Genomic DNA, 14,310 nt, shown 5'->3' on the forward strand with positions numbered 1-14,310 from the left:
CATCGGGCATCAGGTTGACGATGCCGTGAACCTGGGCGCGACGCTGGTGATTGGCGGGCAGTTGCAGGGCAGCATTCTGCAACCGACGTTGCTCGACGGCGTGACTGACCGGATGCGCCTGTACCGCGAAGAGTCGTTCGGCCCGGTGGCCGTGGTGATTCGCGGCGAAGGTGACGAAGCATTGCTGGCGCTGGCCAACGATTCGGAATTCGGCCTGTCGGCGGCGATTTTCAGCCGCGACACCGGCAGGGCTCTGGCATTGGCACAACGTGTCGAGTCCGGCATCTGCCACATCAACGGGCCAACTGTGCACGATGAGGCGCAAATGCCCTTCGGCGGGGTCAAGTCCAGTGGCTACGGCAGTTTCGGTGGCAAGGCGTCCATTGAACACTTCACCCAGTTGCGTTGGGTGACGTTGCAAAACGGGCCACGGCATTACCCGATCTGAATCCTCTCGTGCTGATGGCAACGGTTTGTTGCAAAAGACTGTGCCGTCAGTGAGTCAGGTATAACAATAACAAGGCTGCAGCCCGGTGCTGCTACGCAAGGCCAAACGGCTGCACGCCGTCTGGTGCGAGCGTCCCTTGATGGAGAGAACGCACGTGAGTTCCGATATCAGATCATCAACGCAGCAGAGTGAAGCCGGTTCGCCGCGCTACCGTCAGGTTTCCATCGGCCATCCGCCCATCGAGGTTCGCGAGGAGCACGGCATTTTGCACATGCGTGCCCTGGAACCGCTGGCGCCGTTGCCCGATCGGTTGCTCGACCGGCTGGTGCACTGGGCCAGCCTGCGTGCGCAACAAACCTTTATTGCCGCCCGTGACAGCCGTGGTGGCTGGCGCAAGGTCAGTTACGCCGACATGCTTACCGACGTTCGCGCCATTGCCCAGAGCCTGCTGGCGTACGGGCTTTCGGCAGAGCGGCCACTGGCGCTGCTGTCGGGTAACGACATCGAGCATTTGCAGATCGCTTTGGGCGCCATGTACGCCGGTATTCCTTATTGCCCGGTGTCACCGGCTTACTCGGTCATGTCACAGGACTTCGCCAAATTGAGGCATGTCTGTGAGGTATTGCGGCCAGGCCTGGTGTTTGTCAGCGATGCCGCGCCTTTTCAGCGCGCCATCGATGCAGTCATTGCGGCTGATACACCGGTCATCACGGTGCGCGGGCAACTCGATGGCAGGCGTCAACTGAGTTTTGCCAGCTTGCTTGAACAGCCGGGTGGCAGCGAAGCCGATGCCGCGTTCATGGCCAGCGGCCCGGACAGCATTGCCAAGTTTCTCTTCACCTCGGGCTCGACCAAACTGCCCAAGGCAGTGGTGACCACTCAGCGCATGCTGTGTGCCAATCAACAGATGCTGCTGCAAACCTTCCCGGTGTTCGGCGAAGAGCCGCCGGTGCTGGTGGACTGGCTGCCGTGGAATCACACCTTCGGCGGCAGTCATAACCTCGGTATCGTGCTCTACAACGGCGGCACGTTCTATCTCGACAACGGCAAACCGACCGTTCAGGGCTTTGCCGAAACCTTGCGCAACCTCAAGGAAATCTCGCCGACGGCGTACCTGACCGTGCCCAAAGGCTGGGAAGAGCTGGTCAACGCGCTGGAGCAGGACGCCGAGCTGCGCGAGCGATTCTTCTCGCGCATGAAACTGTTCTTCTTCGCCGCTGCCGGTTTGTCGCAAAGTATCTGGGACCGCCTCGACCGGGTGGCCGAGCAGCACTGTGGCGAGCGCATTCGCATGATGGCCGGGCTGGGCATGACCGAGGCCGCACCGTCCTGCACCTTTACCACCGGGCCGCTGTCGATGGCCGGTTACATCGGCCTGCCCGCACCGGGGTGCGAGGTGTGTCTGGTGCCGGTGGACGGCAAGCTGGAAGGGCGCTTTCGCGGCCCGCACATCATGCCTGGCTACTGGCGCTCGCCGCAGCAGACCGCCGAGGTGTTCGACGAGAACGGCTTTTACTGTTCCGGTGATGCGATCAAGCTGGCAGACCCTTCGTCACCGGAACTGGGCCTGATGTTCGACGGGCGTCTGGCCGAGGATTTCAAACTGTCGTCCGGTGTGTTCGTCAGCGTCGGGCCGATGCGCAATCGTGCGGTGCTGGAAGGCTCGCCGTATGTTCAGGATGTGGTCATCACCGCACCGGATCGCGAGTGCCTGGGGGCGCTGGTGTTTCCCCGTCTGCACGAGTGCCGACAACTGGCTGGGCTGGGTGCACAGGCGAGCGATGTCGAAGTATTGGCCAGCACGCCGGTACGCCAGTGGTTTGCCGACTGGCTGGCACGTTTGAATGAAGGGGCCGGTGGCAACGCCAGCCGCCTGGAGTGGATCGCGCTGCTGGATGAACCAGCCTCAATCGATCGCGGCGAAATCGCTGACAAGGGCTCGATCAACCAGCGTGCGGTGTTGCAGTGGCGCGCCACGAAAGTCGAAGCCCTGTATCGCGATCAGGACCCTTCAAGGCTCAGTGCCGGGTCGCCAGCGTGAGCGGGCAGTATTCGGCGTTCAGCGACGTGGCGATTGTCGAGGCGGTGCGTACGCCGTGGGTCGATCTGGGCGGCGCGCTGGCGCAGGTTTCGCCCATTGATCTGGGCATCAAGGTCGGTCGCGAGGTGGTGGCCCGTGCGGCGATTGACCCGCAGCAGATCGACAGCGTGCTGGCAGGTTCGATGGCGCAGGCCAGTTTCGACGCCTACTTGCTGCCCCGGCACATCGGTCTGTACAGCGGCGTGGCGCAAAGCGTGCCGGCGTTGGGTGTGCAGCGGATTTGCGCCACAGGTTTCGAACTGTTGCGTCAGGCCGCCCTGCAGGTGGGGGATGGCGGGCAGATGGCGCTGTGTGTCGCGGCGGAGTCCATGTCCCGCAACCCGATTGCCGCCTACACTCATCGCGACGGCTTTCCGCTGGGCGGCACCGTGCAGTTCAAGGACTTTCTCTGGGAGGCCCTTTATGACCCGGCACCCGCTGTGGACATGATCGCCACGGCGGACAACCTGGCGAGACGTTACGGGTTGAGCCGCGAAGCCGTGGATGGCTATGCGTTGCTCAGCCATCAGCGCGCGCTGGAGTCCCAAGCCTTTGGCAGGTGGTCTGCAGAAATCGTTGCGGTCACCAACGAGCACTTCGAGCTGGCGGGCTATCAGCCGCGTGGCATCGAGCTGCCGCGACGGGTCGAGGCGGTCACACAGGACAGCCACCCACGCACGACCACTATGGCTGCGTTGTCGCGGCTGCGCGCCATCCATGCCGATGGCGTGCAGACGGCAGGCAATAGTTGTGCAGTGGTTGACGGTGCCGCGGCGGCACTGGTGGGGCGTGCTTCACAGTCAAATACACCAGTATTGGCGCACCTGCTGGCCAGTGCAGTGATCGGCGTCGCTCCGGAGTTCATGGGCATTGGCCCGACGCCCGCCATCCAGTTGTTATTGCAGCGCAGCGGGCTGGCGCAGAGTGACATTGGCCGGCTGGAAATCAACGAAGCGCAGGCCGCGCAGGTGCTCGCCGTGGCGCAGACACTGGAACTGGACTGCGACCGACTCAACTGCCAGGGCGGCTCGCTGGGCATCGGTCACCCGCTGGCCGCCACCGGGCTGCGTCTGGTCATGACCCTGGCCCGGCAACTGCGCGAAAAAAACCTGCGTTACGGCATTGCCGCCGCCTGCGTGGGCGGCGGGCAGGGCATGGCGCTGTTGATCGAGAATCCGGCTTTTATCGGCTTAAATGGATTGTTTAATCACTCTGCGATAAACAATCGGTAGCAGAATTTGTTATCCGCGAGCGATATTCACGCAATTTAAACGCTGCACATGACGTAGGTCATCCGTTAGCGCTTGACCGAACCGCGCCGAACAGTGAATCTCGCGTCTCTGAACACTATGGAACCCCGTCTATGCGTGCCCTCGCTGAGCTTTCTTTCGATTTCGTCTGGCATTTGATGTTCACGGATGACGATCAGCTCGACCAGGACCTGGCGGTGCGCTCGCTGGAGAATCTGTCCGAACACTTTTCGGCCATGACCGATGAAGAGAAGAGGGCGTTCATCGCGGTGGCGCATGAACGCAAGGCCCGCCTGTTTGCCGTGCCCGATACTGATGGTTACTCCCCGATTCGCCTGGTGACTGAAGACCAGGCGCAGTTTCTCGATCATGTCGTGTCCGGGCAGTTCTTCCAGCAATTCGAAGCGCCGCTGGCGTTCGACACAAACGACTGCGTCGTACCGATCCGCAGTCGCTGAATGCCTGGCGTCGGCGTAACTATTGCGCGGGCGTTTGCGGCAACCTGGCAATGACCTTGATCTCGAAATCGAAGCCGTAAAGCCAGGTAACGCCCACGCCGGTCAGGGTCGGGTGTGGCGCGCTGCCCCAGAATTCCGGAAACACACTCCATATCCGCTCGAACTTCGTTTCGGGATCGACAATGAACACCGTCACGTCGATCACATCGTCGAACGTGCAGCCTGCTGCGCGCAGAATCGCGTTCAGGTTGTTGAACGCGAGGCGCACCTGCTTTTCGAGGTCGGGTTCAGGCGAGCCATCTTCGCGACTGCCGACTTGTCCGGAAACAAATAAAAAGCCATCGGCACGAATCGCCGGCGAATAACGGTTGCGCTCATAAAGTGCCTGACGGCCTGCGGGAAATACGACGTCACGCTGTGTCATGGGGTGTCTCCATCAAGAGGTCTGATTGACCGTAAATAGGCGCTGGAGCCACTGTAGGGGCTTGCGTCAAGCCGATAAACGAGCAACCTTGATCAGCACTGTTTGGCAAAGCCAAACAATCCAATGAGCAATCGAGACTCGACAGGCAGGGCAGACATGGACCGATTTGACGCGATGCAGGCGTTTGCCCGAGTGGTGGAAACCGGCAGTCGGCGCGGTTTACTACGAACGGGTAGTGCGGCTGTTGGCGGACATGGACGACGCCGAGACCAGCCTGTCGAGCGCCGCATCCCTGCCCAGAGGCCGATTGCGCGTGGACGTGCCCAGCCCGCTGGCCAGCATGCTGCTGGTGCCCGCCATGCCCGCCTTTCATGCTCGCTACCCGGACATCCAGATTGACATGGGTGTCAGTGACCGTATCGTCGACCTGATCGGCGAAAACGTGGACTGCGTCGTGCGCGGGGGCGAGATCACCGATCAGTCACTGATGGCGCGGCATGTGGGCGATCTGCAACTGGGCGTTTACGTCGCGCCCGGTTATCTGCAGGGGATGGGCACGCCTGCCCATCCCCTCGATCTGGAAAACTCGTCGCACCGCATCGTCGGCTATTTATGGGCGCGAACCGGCAAGGCGCTGCCCTATGCGATGCACCGAGATGGTGAACAGGTTCGCGTTCAGGGCCGCTACACGCTGACGGTCGATGATGGCAATGCCTACATCGCCGCAGGCCTCGCTGGAATGGGCATTCTCTGGCTGCCCGATTACATGGCCCGGCCTTATCTGGCGCGGGGTGACCTGGTCCCGCTGTTCCAGGACTGGCAACTCGACAGCATGCCGATGTACGTAGCCTTCCCGCCGAACCGGCATGTCAGCATCAAGGTGCGCGTGTTTATCGACTGGGTGATTGAACTGATGGCCGAGCATGCGCCGGTCGGCGAGCGTGGCAGGCTTGACTTCAAGCGGTGACCCTTATTCAGCCGCTTTGGCGACTTGCTGCGTCAGGAAAAGTGTTAAATTCCGGATCAGAGTATGAAAGCTCAAGGCACTGCAAATTCTGCGCACTTGGGTAACATCCATGGCATGGAGAATGAATTAATGACGCTTATGCGAGCTTCAGAAACATGTTGATTTCGATTGAGCTTAAAAACTTCAAAAGTTACGAAAGTGCAAGCCTTCCGCTGGCGGCCATGACCTTTTTGATCGGTGCCAACGCCTCGGGCAAAAGTAATGTGCTTGAGGCTATCCGCTTGCTCAACTGGCTGGCAAAAGGCAGCCGTCTTGAAGACATCACGCGATCAATTCAGAGTGGCGATGCGGTTGTCCGTGGGCAGGCAAATGATTTGCTGCGCGATCCTCTGACGAGTTTCAGTCTTGGAGGCCGGTTTGAGGGCATGCCGCAGGGGTGGGGCCATTTTGAAATCTCGATTGGCCTGGTAGCCGACCAGTTGGTTGTCACAGCGGAGAGCGTCGTGAAACCGGGCGAAGCGGTCCCTTTGTATCAGGTCGACGGTCTCGCCAATGCTCATACCGACGAGATCAGGGTGGCCTACAACAACTTCAAACGGGGGAAAAACAAGCCTCATATTCCTTGTTCGAACCGGCAGGCCATTTTCTATCAGCTCGAAACGCCAGGTCGATTCGAGTCGGGCCATAATGATTCACAGCGCGTTATTCCTGCGGTGACGAAGGCTATACGCGAAACCTTGCGCAATGTGGTGTTTCTTGATCCGCGTCCAGCAATGATGCGTGACTATGCCTATGTGAAGGACGACCTCATCAAAGAGGACGGCAGTAACCTGTCTGCTGTGCTCTATCGGATCTCCCAGGTACCGGAGCAGAAAGCCAGGCTGCTCGCGTTTATAAAGTCATTGCCCGAGCAAGACATCACCGACATCGAGTTTATCAAGACTGACCGCAACGATGTCATGGTGAGGTTGGTGGAGTCCTTTGGACATAAAAGCAGAACCGTGGACGCACCGCTGCTTTCTGATGGGACCCTTCGCGTTCTAGCCGTCGGCGCAACGCTTCTGACTGCTCCCGAGGGAGCGCTGGTGGTCATCGAAGAGATCGACAATGGCGTCCATCCCAGTCGGGCGGAAACTCTTGTAAGGCAACTCCGGGCTACTGCTGCCGAGAGAAAGCTGCGAGTCCTGCTGACATCACACAACCCGGCTTTGATGGATGTATTGCCTGATAGTGCGCTGGCTGATGTGGTTGCCTGCTATCGCGATCCTGAACACGGCGATAGCCGTCTGGTGCGTTTGGGAGACCTGGATCGCTACCCGGAGCTGGTCGCTCAGGGCCCGCTGGGGCAACTCATGACACGGCGGGTCCTGGATCGTTTCTTAAAGGACGATACTACTGAGGACGAGCGCAAGGCACACGCACTGGACTGGTTGGCTGAACTGCGCCAAAGCACAGATGGAGGAGCAGAATGACAGCCGTCTGCTTGATTGATACTTCTATCTTCGTCGAGATTCTCAATGTGCCCGTGAAGGCTCAGCAGCACATTGAAACCCTTCATCAGTTAGAACAACGGATACTCGCCGGAGAGTCGCTGTTTTTGCCGATGGCTACAATACTCGAAACCGGCAATCATATTGGACAGAATGGAGATGGACGCGCTCGACGCAAGTGTGCACAGCATTTTGTCGGGCAAGTACAGGCTGCATTGAAAGGGCGTTCCCCGTTCAAAGCCATCAGCTTCCTGCAGGAAGATGAAATGAGTGCCTGGCTGCTCGAATTTCCAGAGCATGCAATGCGCGGCAGTGGGCTTGGCGATCTTTCCATCATTCATGACTGGCGACGACTCTGTTCTCTGAACCCATCGAGACGGGTTTATATCTGGTCTGAAGATGTCCATCTCAGCGCATTCGACCAGCCGCCTCGGTTGTAATGCCCTCAACGCCGCGCCGACAGCTGCTGCGGCGCCAGAAACGCATCGTGAAAGTAGTTACGAAACGCCTGCATCGCCGGGGTTGGCTCGCGCTCGCGGTGCCAGGCCAGGCCGACGCTCATTGGCGTGACCTTGTCGGTGACGGTGAGGGTTTCTATGCGCTTGCCTTCCAGCGACCACGGTCGGTGCACCAGGTCCGAGAGGATCGCCACGCCGCTGCCGTTGGCAACCATGCTGCGCACCGCCTCCACCGAGCTGGTGCGCACGCGAACGTTGGGGTGTTGTCCGGCCAGTTCCCAGTAGCGCATCGCACTTTGCTCGGCTTCATCGACGGTCAGCAGAATGTAGGGCTCCCGTGCCACGTCGGCGAGGCTGACAGAAGCGCGCTGGCAGAGCGGATGGTGGCTGGACAGCCATAAACGGCGCTCTGAATTGAACAGTGTTTCCGAGACGATATCCGGGTGCGTGATGTTGGCGGTCAGCACCACCGCCATGTCGAAGCGACCCTCCAGCAGGCCCTGCTCGATGGATTGCCGTTCCTGCTCGTGAACCTCGATGGCCACGTCCGGGTGCCAGTGCTCAAGCCTTTGCAGATGATGCGGCAGAAAGTAACCGATGACGGTATAGCTGGCAGCCAGGCGCAAGACGCCGCTGGCACGAATGTCCGGCAGCGGGCTGTTCATTGCATCATCGACACTGCGCAGGATTACGTAGGCACGATTGAGAAAGTGCCTGCCGGCCTCGGTCAGATTCATGCCCTGCGCCGAGCGCTGAAACAACAGCGTGCCGAGCATGCTCTCCAGTTCCTTGATCGCCGTGGTGATTGCCGATTGGGAAATATTGAGGTGGATCGCGGCCTGCGAGATCTGCCTGATCTCGGCGGTTGCAACGAAATAGCGGACCTGGCGCAAGGTCAGGGACATAGGCACTCCAATCGGTGAGGTATCTGTTTTTCAGAAGACAGCGTATCTGTTAATAGATCTACCCAAGGGGTCAAAGGGAATCTACCGTGGTTGCATCCACTCAGATAGCCCCGGAGCAAAAACCATGCAGATAGATTTCAACTCGGACATGGGTGAAAGCTTCGGCGCATGGACCATCGGCGACGGCGTTGATACCGAGCTGATGGCTTTCATCAGTTCTGCCAATATCGCCACCGGCTTTCACGCAGGCGACCCAGGCACCATGCGTCGCACCATTGAACAGGCCAAACGTCTGGGCGTCGCTATTGGCGCGCATCCGGGGTTCCGTGATCTGGTGGGCTTTGGTCGCCGGCATATCAACGCGCCCGCTCAGGAACTGGTCGACGACATGCTTTACCAGTTGGGTGCACTGCGCGAGCTAGCCCGTGTTCAGGGCGTGGCCTTGCAGCACTTCAAACCCCACGGAGCCTTGTATATGCACCTGGCCCGTGACGAAGAGGCTGCCCGGTTGTTGGTGGAAAACCTTCAGCGTCTGGAGCCTGATTTGCTGCTTTACTGCATGCCTGGCTCGGTGATCTGCAACGTGGCTCAGGAACTGGGTCAGCCTGTGGTGCGCGAGTTTTACGCCGATCGCGCTTACGACCTCAGCGGTTCTATCGTCTTTACCCGCAACGTACGCGCCCACGACCCGGCTGAAGTGGCCGCGCGCGTGGTACGCGCCTGCCAGCAGGGGCTGGTGCGTACGGTCGAAGGTGACGATCTGGCCATCGAGTTCGATTCCATCTGCCTGCACAGCGACACACCGGGCGCGCTGGCCCTTGCGCAGGCGACCCGCCAAGCGCTGGATGATGCGGGAATAGAAGTGCGCACGCCACGTTAGCCAGCACGCGGCATCGGGGGCTAAGACACCCTGAGCCGCCGTAACGATCTTTGCCTGCCTTTCTACAACGATTTCAAAAGGAACAGACATGGCCGATTCGATTCGCTACAGCTTTGGCGCTGATGAGCACCTGTTTGCCGAGGTCAGTGACAGCATGTCGCTGGAAGCCTTTTTCAAGGGGCTGGCGGTGACCCGTGCAGTCGAGCGCCTGGCGCTGGACGGTGTGCTCGACGTGTGCCTGGCCAACGCCTCGTTCCAGATTCGTTTTGACCCGGACCGTATCGCGCCTCATGCGCTGCTCGACGCCGTTCGCGAGGCCGAGGCCGGTGCGGTCGCCGAGCGTACGTTGCAGACCCGCATCATCGAGATCCCGGTGCTCTACAACGACCCCTGGACCCATGAAACCCTGATGCGCTTTCGCGACCGGCACCAGGACCCGGGCTCGACGGATCTGGAATACGCTGCGCGTATCAACAATCTGGCCGATGTCGATGCGTTCATCGCTGCGCACAGTGGTGCGCCGTGGTTTGTGTCAATGGTCGGCTTCGTTGCCGGGCTGCCGTTCATGTTCCAGATGGTCGAGCGCGAGCGGCAGTTGCAAGTGCCCAAATACCTGCGCCCGCGCACCGATACGCCAAAGCTCACGCTGGGTCATGGCGGGTGCTTTGGTTGCATCTACTCGGTGCGCGGGGCGGGTGGTTACCAGATGTTCGGGGTCACCCCGGCCCCGATCTACGACCCGCAGCAGGGGTTGGCGTACCTGAAAGAGCACATGGTTTTTTTCAGGCCGGGCGACATTGTGCAGTTCAAACCGGTGGATCGTGAAACCTACGATCTGGCCGTGATCGAGGTAGAAGCGGGACGCTTTGATCTGCTGATTCGACCGGTCGAGTTTTCCCTCGACGCCTTTCTGGCCGATCCTGTCGGCTATCCCAAGTCGCTGCAGGAGGCGCTGGCATGATCAAGGTACTCAAACCCGGTCTGGCCACCTCGGTACAGGACCTCGGCCGTGAAGGCTATTACCACCTGGGCATCCCGCCTTCGGGTGCGCTGGACCAGTACGCACTCAGCGCCGCCAATCAACTGGTCGGCAATCCGCCCGGCGCTGCCGGCCTGGAATGCACGTTGCTGGGGCCTGAGCTGGAATTTCAATCCGACACCTTGGTGGCCGTCTGCGGCGCGCACATGACGGCGTGGACATGCACCATGACACCGCGTTTGCGGTAAAAGCCGGGCAGGTGTTGCGCTTTGATTTTCCCAAGGATGGCGCACGCACTTACCTGGCCGTCGCGGGCGGCATTGATGTGCCGCTGGTGCTGGGCAGCCGTTCGACCTACACGCTGGGCGCACTCGGCGGTTTTCAGGGGCGCAGGCTGGCGGTTGATGACCTGTTGCCGATAGGCGTACCCAGCGGCAAGGGGCGTGCCGGGGCCAGCCTGCCAATGGCATTGCGCCAGTCGCTGGGCGGCGAAGTCTACCTGCGCGTCGTTCCCGGCCTTTATTACGAGCGCCTGACCGAGTTTGCGGCCACCAGCTTCTTTTCCGAGTCGTGGACGGTAGGCTCGGAAGCCGACCGCATCGGTTATCGCTTCAAGGGCGGCAGGGCGCTGACTTTTCAGCCACGGGAACAACCATTCGGGGCAGGTTCCGATCCATCGAATATCGTCGACAGCTGCTACCCGATCGGTTCGATTCAGGTTCCGGCGGGACTTGAACCCATCGTGTTGCACCGCGACGCGGTGTCTGGTGGAGGCTACGCCATGATCGGCACCGTGATCAGCGCCGACCTTGATCTGATCGGCCAGATGCAGCCCAACCAGAAAGCCCGGTTTGTGGCGGTCACGCTGGAAGATGCGCTGGCAGCGCGCAAGTCGTACAAGAAGAAACTGGCGTGTTTGAGCAAGTTGTTTCCTTCCTGAGGCAGTCAGGCAGTCTGCGCGGGCTTGAGTTGTGCCTGCATTTTCGCCCAGCACACCTCGAGTATTTCATCTGCCAATGGTGAGTCGTCCGGGCAACTGCGCGACAGCAACACCGCACCTAAGGCATGGGCAAACATGTCGATGGTATTTGCCCGTGCCTGTTGCTGCTTTTGATCATCAGTGTGTGCTCCTGCGGCCACGGAAGCGGCCAGCAGGCTTTCGATGCCGTTGGCAAATGTCGCTTTGACAGAGTCTGACTGACGGGCCGCATCGGCGCTGAGTGCGGCCATCGTGCAGCCGGTGCCGGGATTGTCGCGGTGCTCTCGGGACAAGTAGTACTCGATGAACTGCGCAGGATCAATGTCCTTCGATTGCTCCACCGTCTTCGAGATAGAGCAGGCCGCCGACTCGGCCATAAGGTCAGACTTTGACCCGAAGTGCTTGTAGAACCCGCCGTGGGTAAAGCCTGCAGCCGCCATCAAGTCTGCCACTCCGACACCGTCGTAGCCGTGTTCACGAAACTGGATGGATGCCGTCTCGACGATGTGTGCCCGGTTCGCCTGCGCCTGCGCCTTGGTGACTCTCATGTGAATTGCCTCTTTTGTCTGCTCCATTCGACAGAGCGCAAATATACCATTGATGTTGACCATCATTAAAGGAGTTGACAGTTAAGATGCTGGTCATAATCATATGGCTGCGTTCAACGCGTATGCCGAAGCGGGGGGCAATTTCATCGATACAGCGGACATCTATCAGTTCGGTCAGTCCGAAGAGCTGCTCGGCGCCTTGCTGCAAGGCCGGCGCGACGATTTTGTGCTCGCGACCAAGTTCACCAACGGTGCCTCGGCCAACCCTGGCCGATTAACCACCGGCAACAGCCGCAAAGCCATGGTGAGTTCGGTGGAGGCAAGCCTCAAGCGTTTGAAGACGGACCGTATCGACCTCTACTGGGCGCATCATCCTGATGCTGTCACGCCCATTGAAGAAATTCTCAGAGGTCTGGAAGACCTGGCGCGGGCCGGGAAAATGCTTTACGCGGGCCTGTCCAATTTCCCGGCCTGGCGGCTCGCTCGCGCAGTGACACTGGCCGAGATCAGCCGCACCTTACCGATTGCAGCCGCGCAGTTCGAGCACAGCCTGGTGCACCGTGAGCCCGAGGCTGATCTTTTTCAAGCCTCTTACGCGCTTGGCCTCGGCATCGTTACCTGGTCGCCTCTGGGCGGCGGCATGCTGACCGGCAAGTACCGACAGGGCGAGAAAGGCCGTGCCGAAGGGTTTGGCGGCAAGGTTTTCCAGCCGGAAAACTCCGCGCAACGCACATTGATCCTCGATACCGTGCTTGAGATCGCTGCCGAGCGTGGGGTCAGTGCAAGTCAGGTGGCGATTGCCTGGGCCGGTACACATGGGGCCATCCCGATTATCGGGCCTCGCTCGCAGGAGCAGATTGCCGACAACCTCCGGGCCTTGGCACTGACGCTGACCGACGAGCAGATCCAACGGCTCGACGCCGTCAGTAGTCTGGATTCGACTGCTGCGTCCAGGTCGGCCGCTGATTGGCTGGACGGGGCTCGCGCAAGGGCGTTTGCCTGAGTTGCCGTTCCGGGGGCGAGATGCATGTCCGGACACCGTTCGGATCTTCGCCCCTGCGTTGAAAGTGTTAGCGTATTCCCCGCGTTTTTCTTTGTCATGAGAAAGACCAAAATGCTCGCAGTCTTGTCTATCCATCGTCCTTGAGCCTCGCAGGGTGATGAACATCATCACCTGCCGTGCACACAGCCCGTACTACTGAATACCGATGGGCAGCCCCGGCCGACTCATCAGGAGAGCACCATGCATCGAAAATCAATTTGCACAGCACTTGCCATCATGTCCGCCGCTACTCTTACAACCTCCCTGGCGTATGGCATGACCGCCGTCGAGTTGCCAGCAGGCGCCCCAGCCGACAAACCCGTCGGCAAGCTTGAACAGGTTCATGCTTTTTATGACGCAATGCCTACCGGCGTGACAGTGACTGAAACCGGGCGAATCTTCGTCAATTTCCCTCGCTGGGGTGACAAGGTGCCGTTTACGGTGGGCGAGGTTCGCGATGGCAAGGTGGTTGCCTACCCGGATCTGGCGGTCAATCATGAAAACCCGAAAGACCCCGGCGATGGCCTGATCAGCGTGCAGAGTGTGGTTGCCGACGGCAAAGGGCGCGTCTGGCTTCTGGACACTGCGGCACCGGAGTTTGCGGCACCTCGTCCTCAAGGTGCCAAGCTGGTGGCGGTAGACCTGGCCACCAATAAAATCGTCAAGCGGCTGGTATTTCCGGACAACGTCATCTTGCCGAGCACTTACGTCAACGACATGCGCTTCGACTTTCGCAAAGGGTCGCAGGGGACTGTCTACGTTACTGACTCATCGGTGAGCGGGCCGGGTGCAATTATTGTCATGGACATTGCCAGCGGCCACGCCGTGCGGCGCTTGAGCGGGGCTAGGGCAACCTCTGCTGATCCCGCTTTCGTGCCTGTTGTCGAAGGCGTGCCCGTGTTGGGTGATGGCCCGGACGGAACGCGCAAACCGGTCCACGTGGCCGCAGATGGCATTGCGCTGTCGGCAGATGGCAAAACGCTGTATTTCTCGCCACTGTCCAGCCGCCACCTGTATTCCGTCGCCACCGAGCTGTTGAACGACAGCGCAGTGAATGAGCAGCAACTGGCAGCCGCTGTTCAGGACCTGGGTGAAAAGGGTGCTTCCGATGGTCTTGAGGCTGATGCAGACGGTGCTGTGTATGCAGGTGATTACGAGCACAATGCGATTCGCAAACGCTTGCCGAACGGGGTCTGGCAGACAGTCGCTCACGACCCGCGCATGTTGTGGCCTGATACCTTGTCGATCGGTCCGGACGGCTACCTGTATTTCATCGTCAACCAGTTACACCGTCAGGCCGGTTTCAATTCGGGCCATGACCAACGTAAAAAACCGTACAGCTTGTTGCGCGTGAAAGTCGCAACGGCGCCAGCCCCCACTCATTGATCGAACTTGATACCGG

Annotated in this window: 12 protein-coding genes and 3 pseudogenes; 12 read left to right on the forward strand and 3 right to left on the reverse strand. The window is 59.9% G+C overall.

The features are described from left to right. The 4 genes from DW49_RS0118940 to DW49_RS0118955 all read left to right on the forward strand — a co-directional run. A partial coding sequence (locus tag DW49_RS0118940) for an aldehyde dehydrogenase family protein (protein ID WP_024421361.1) occupies nt 1-448 on the forward strand: 448 nt, incomplete at its 5' end. 154 nt (nt 449-602) lie between these two features. Beyond that, complete coding sequence (locus tag DW49_RS0118945; RefSeq protein WP_005618239.1) at nt 603-2,489, forward strand: feruloyl-CoA synthase; 1,887 nt, start codon at nt 603-605, stop codon at nt 2,487-2,489. Then, complete coding sequence (locus tag DW49_RS0118950) at nt 2,486-3,760, forward strand: thiolase family protein (protein WP_024420778.1); 1,275 nt, start codon at nt 2,486-2,488, stop codon at nt 3,758-3,760. The genes DW49_RS0118945 and DW49_RS0118950 overlap by 4 nt, the downstream gene beginning before the upstream one ends. A gap of 131 nt (nt 3,761-3,891) precedes the next feature. Beyond that, nucleotides 3,892-4,236 (forward strand): hypothetical protein, encoded by a 345-nt coding sequence (locus DW49_RS0118955; RefSeq protein WP_005618237.1) that lies wholly within the window; start codon nt 3,892-3,894, stop codon nt 4,234-4,236. 19 nt (nt 4,237-4,255) lie between these two features. Here DW49_RS0118955 and DW49_RS0118960 read toward each other — a convergent pair whose 3' ends face one another. Further along, entirely contained in the window at nt 4,256-4,660 is a 405-nt protein-coding gene (locus tag DW49_RS0118960) for a RidA family protein (protein WP_005618235.1), read from the reverse strand. 156 nt (nt 4,661-4,816) lie between these two features. Between DW49_RS0118960 and DW49_RS01000000128585 the strand changes: the two are divergent. The 3 genes and pseudogenes from DW49_RS01000000128585 (at nt 4,817) to DW49_RS0118975 (ending at nt 7,557) form a co-directional block, all read left to right on the forward strand. Next, nucleotides 4,817-5,627: pseudogene (locus DW49_RS01000000128585) on the forward strand (LysR substrate-binding domain-containing protein). A gap of 155 nt (nt 5,628-5,782) precedes the next feature. Further along, nucleotides 5,783-7,099, forward strand: coding sequence for an AAA family ATPase (locus DW49_RS0118970; RefSeq protein ID WP_005618229.1), 1,317 nt, complete (start codon nt 5,783-5,785; stop codon nt 7,097-7,099). Next, nucleotides 7,096-7,557 (forward strand): hypothetical protein, encoded by a 462-nt coding sequence (locus DW49_RS0118975; protein WP_003379602.1) that lies wholly within the window; start codon nt 7,096-7,098, stop codon nt 7,555-7,557. The genes DW49_RS0118970 and DW49_RS0118975 overlap by 4 nt, the downstream gene beginning before the upstream one ends. Before the next feature lie 5 nt (nt 7,558-7,562). Here the strand turns inward: DW49_RS0118975 and DW49_RS0118980 are convergent, their stop codons facing one another. Beyond that, the gene (locus tag DW49_RS0118980; RefSeq protein WP_005618224.1) at nt 7,563-8,480 is read right to left on the reverse strand and encodes a LysR family transcriptional regulator; all 918 of its coding nucleotides are present in this window, start codon (nt 8,478-8,480) and stop codon (nt 7,563-7,565) included. A 124-nt stretch (nt 8,481-8,604) separates the two neighbouring features. On the opposite strand from DW49_RS0118980, the gene DW49_RS0118985 reads away from it, so the two are divergent. From DW49_RS0118985 to DW49_RS01000000128590, 3 genes and pseudogenes are all read left to right on the forward strand, one after another. After that, nucleotides 8,605-9,360 (forward strand): 5-oxoprolinase subunit PxpA, encoded by a 756-nt coding sequence (locus tag DW49_RS0118985; protein WP_005618223.1) that lies wholly within the window; start codon nt 8,605-8,607, stop codon nt 9,358-9,360. 88 nt (nt 9,361-9,448) lie between these two features. Next, nucleotides 9,449-10,321, forward strand: coding sequence for a 5-oxoprolinase subunit B family protein (locus DW49_RS0118990; protein ID WP_005618220.1), 873 nt, complete (start codon nt 9,449-9,451; stop codon nt 10,319-10,321). Beyond that, nucleotides 10,318-11,279 (forward strand): annotated as a pseudogene (locus DW49_RS01000000128590) (5-oxoprolinase subunit C family protein). Before DW49_RS0118990 ends, DW49_RS01000000128590 begins: the two are co-directional and overlap by 4 nt. A gap of 5 nt (nt 11,280-11,284) precedes the next feature. Here the strand turns inward: DW49_RS01000000128590 and DW49_RS0119000 are convergent. Further along, nucleotides 11,285-11,866 carry a TetR/AcrR family transcriptional regulator gene (locus DW49_RS0119000; protein WP_005618218.1) on the reverse strand — a complete coding sequence of 194 codons (582 nt, stop codon included), beginning with the start codon at nt 11,864-11,866 and terminating at the stop codon, nt 11,285-11,287. Between the two features lie 106 nt (nt 11,867-11,972). Here DW49_RS0119000 and DW49_RS0119005 point away from each other — a divergent pair. After that, nucleotides 11,973-12,869, forward strand: a pseudogene (locus DW49_RS0119005) (aldo/keto reductase); the annotation flags it as partial. 240 nt (nt 12,870-13,109) lie between these two features. Beyond that, a complete protein-coding gene (locus DW49_RS0119010; RefSeq protein ID WP_024420776.1) occupies nt 13,110-14,294 on the forward strand; it encodes an L-dopachrome tautomerase-related protein in 1,185 nt (394 codons plus the stop codon). Nucleotides 14,295-14,310: the final 16 nt, after the last annotated feature.

It is taken from the genome of Pseudomonas avellanae BPIC 631 (genome assembly GCF_000444135.1).
GTDB lineage: Bacteria > Pseudomonadota > Gammaproteobacteria > Pseudomonadales > Pseudomonadaceae > Aquipseudomonas > Aquipseudomonas avellanae.

Bases quoted from the DNA above. Each gene is read 5' to 3' on its own strand.
- DW49_RS0118955 (WP_005618237.1), top strand. From the start codon at position 3,892: ATGCGTGCCCTCGCTGAGCTTTCTTTCGATTTCGTCTGGCATTTGATG.
- DW49_RS0118960 (WP_005618235.1), bottom strand. From the start codon at position 4,660: ATGACACAGCGTGACGTCGTATTTCCCGCAGGCCGTCAGGCACTTTAT.
- DW49_RS0118970 (WP_005618229.1), top strand. From the start codon at position 5,783: ATGTTGATTTCGATTGAGCTTAAAAACTTCAAAAGTTACGAAAGTGCA.
- DW49_RS0118975 (WP_003379602.1), top strand. From the start codon at position 7,096: ATGACAGCCGTCTGCTTGATTGATACTTCTATCTTCGTCGAGATTCTC.
- DW49_RS0118980 (WP_005618224.1), bottom strand. From the start codon at position 8,480: ATGTCCCTGACCTTGCGCCAGGTCCGCTATTTCGTTGCAACCGCCGAG.
- DW49_RS0118985 (WP_005618223.1), top strand. From the start codon at position 8,605: ATGCAGATAGATTTCAACTCGGACATGGGTGAAAGCTTCGGCGCATGG.
- DW49_RS0118990 (WP_005618220.1), top strand. From the start codon at position 9,449: ATGGCCGATTCGATTCGCTACAGCTTTGGCGCTGATGAGCACCTGTTT.
- DW49_RS0119000 (WP_005618218.1), bottom strand. From the start codon at position 11,866: ATGAGAGTCACCAAGGCGCAGGCGCAGGCGAACCGGGCACACATCGTC.
- DW49_RS0119010 (WP_024420776.1), top strand. From the start codon at position 13,110: ATGCATCGAAAATCAATTTGCACAGCACTTGCCATCATGTCCGCCGCT.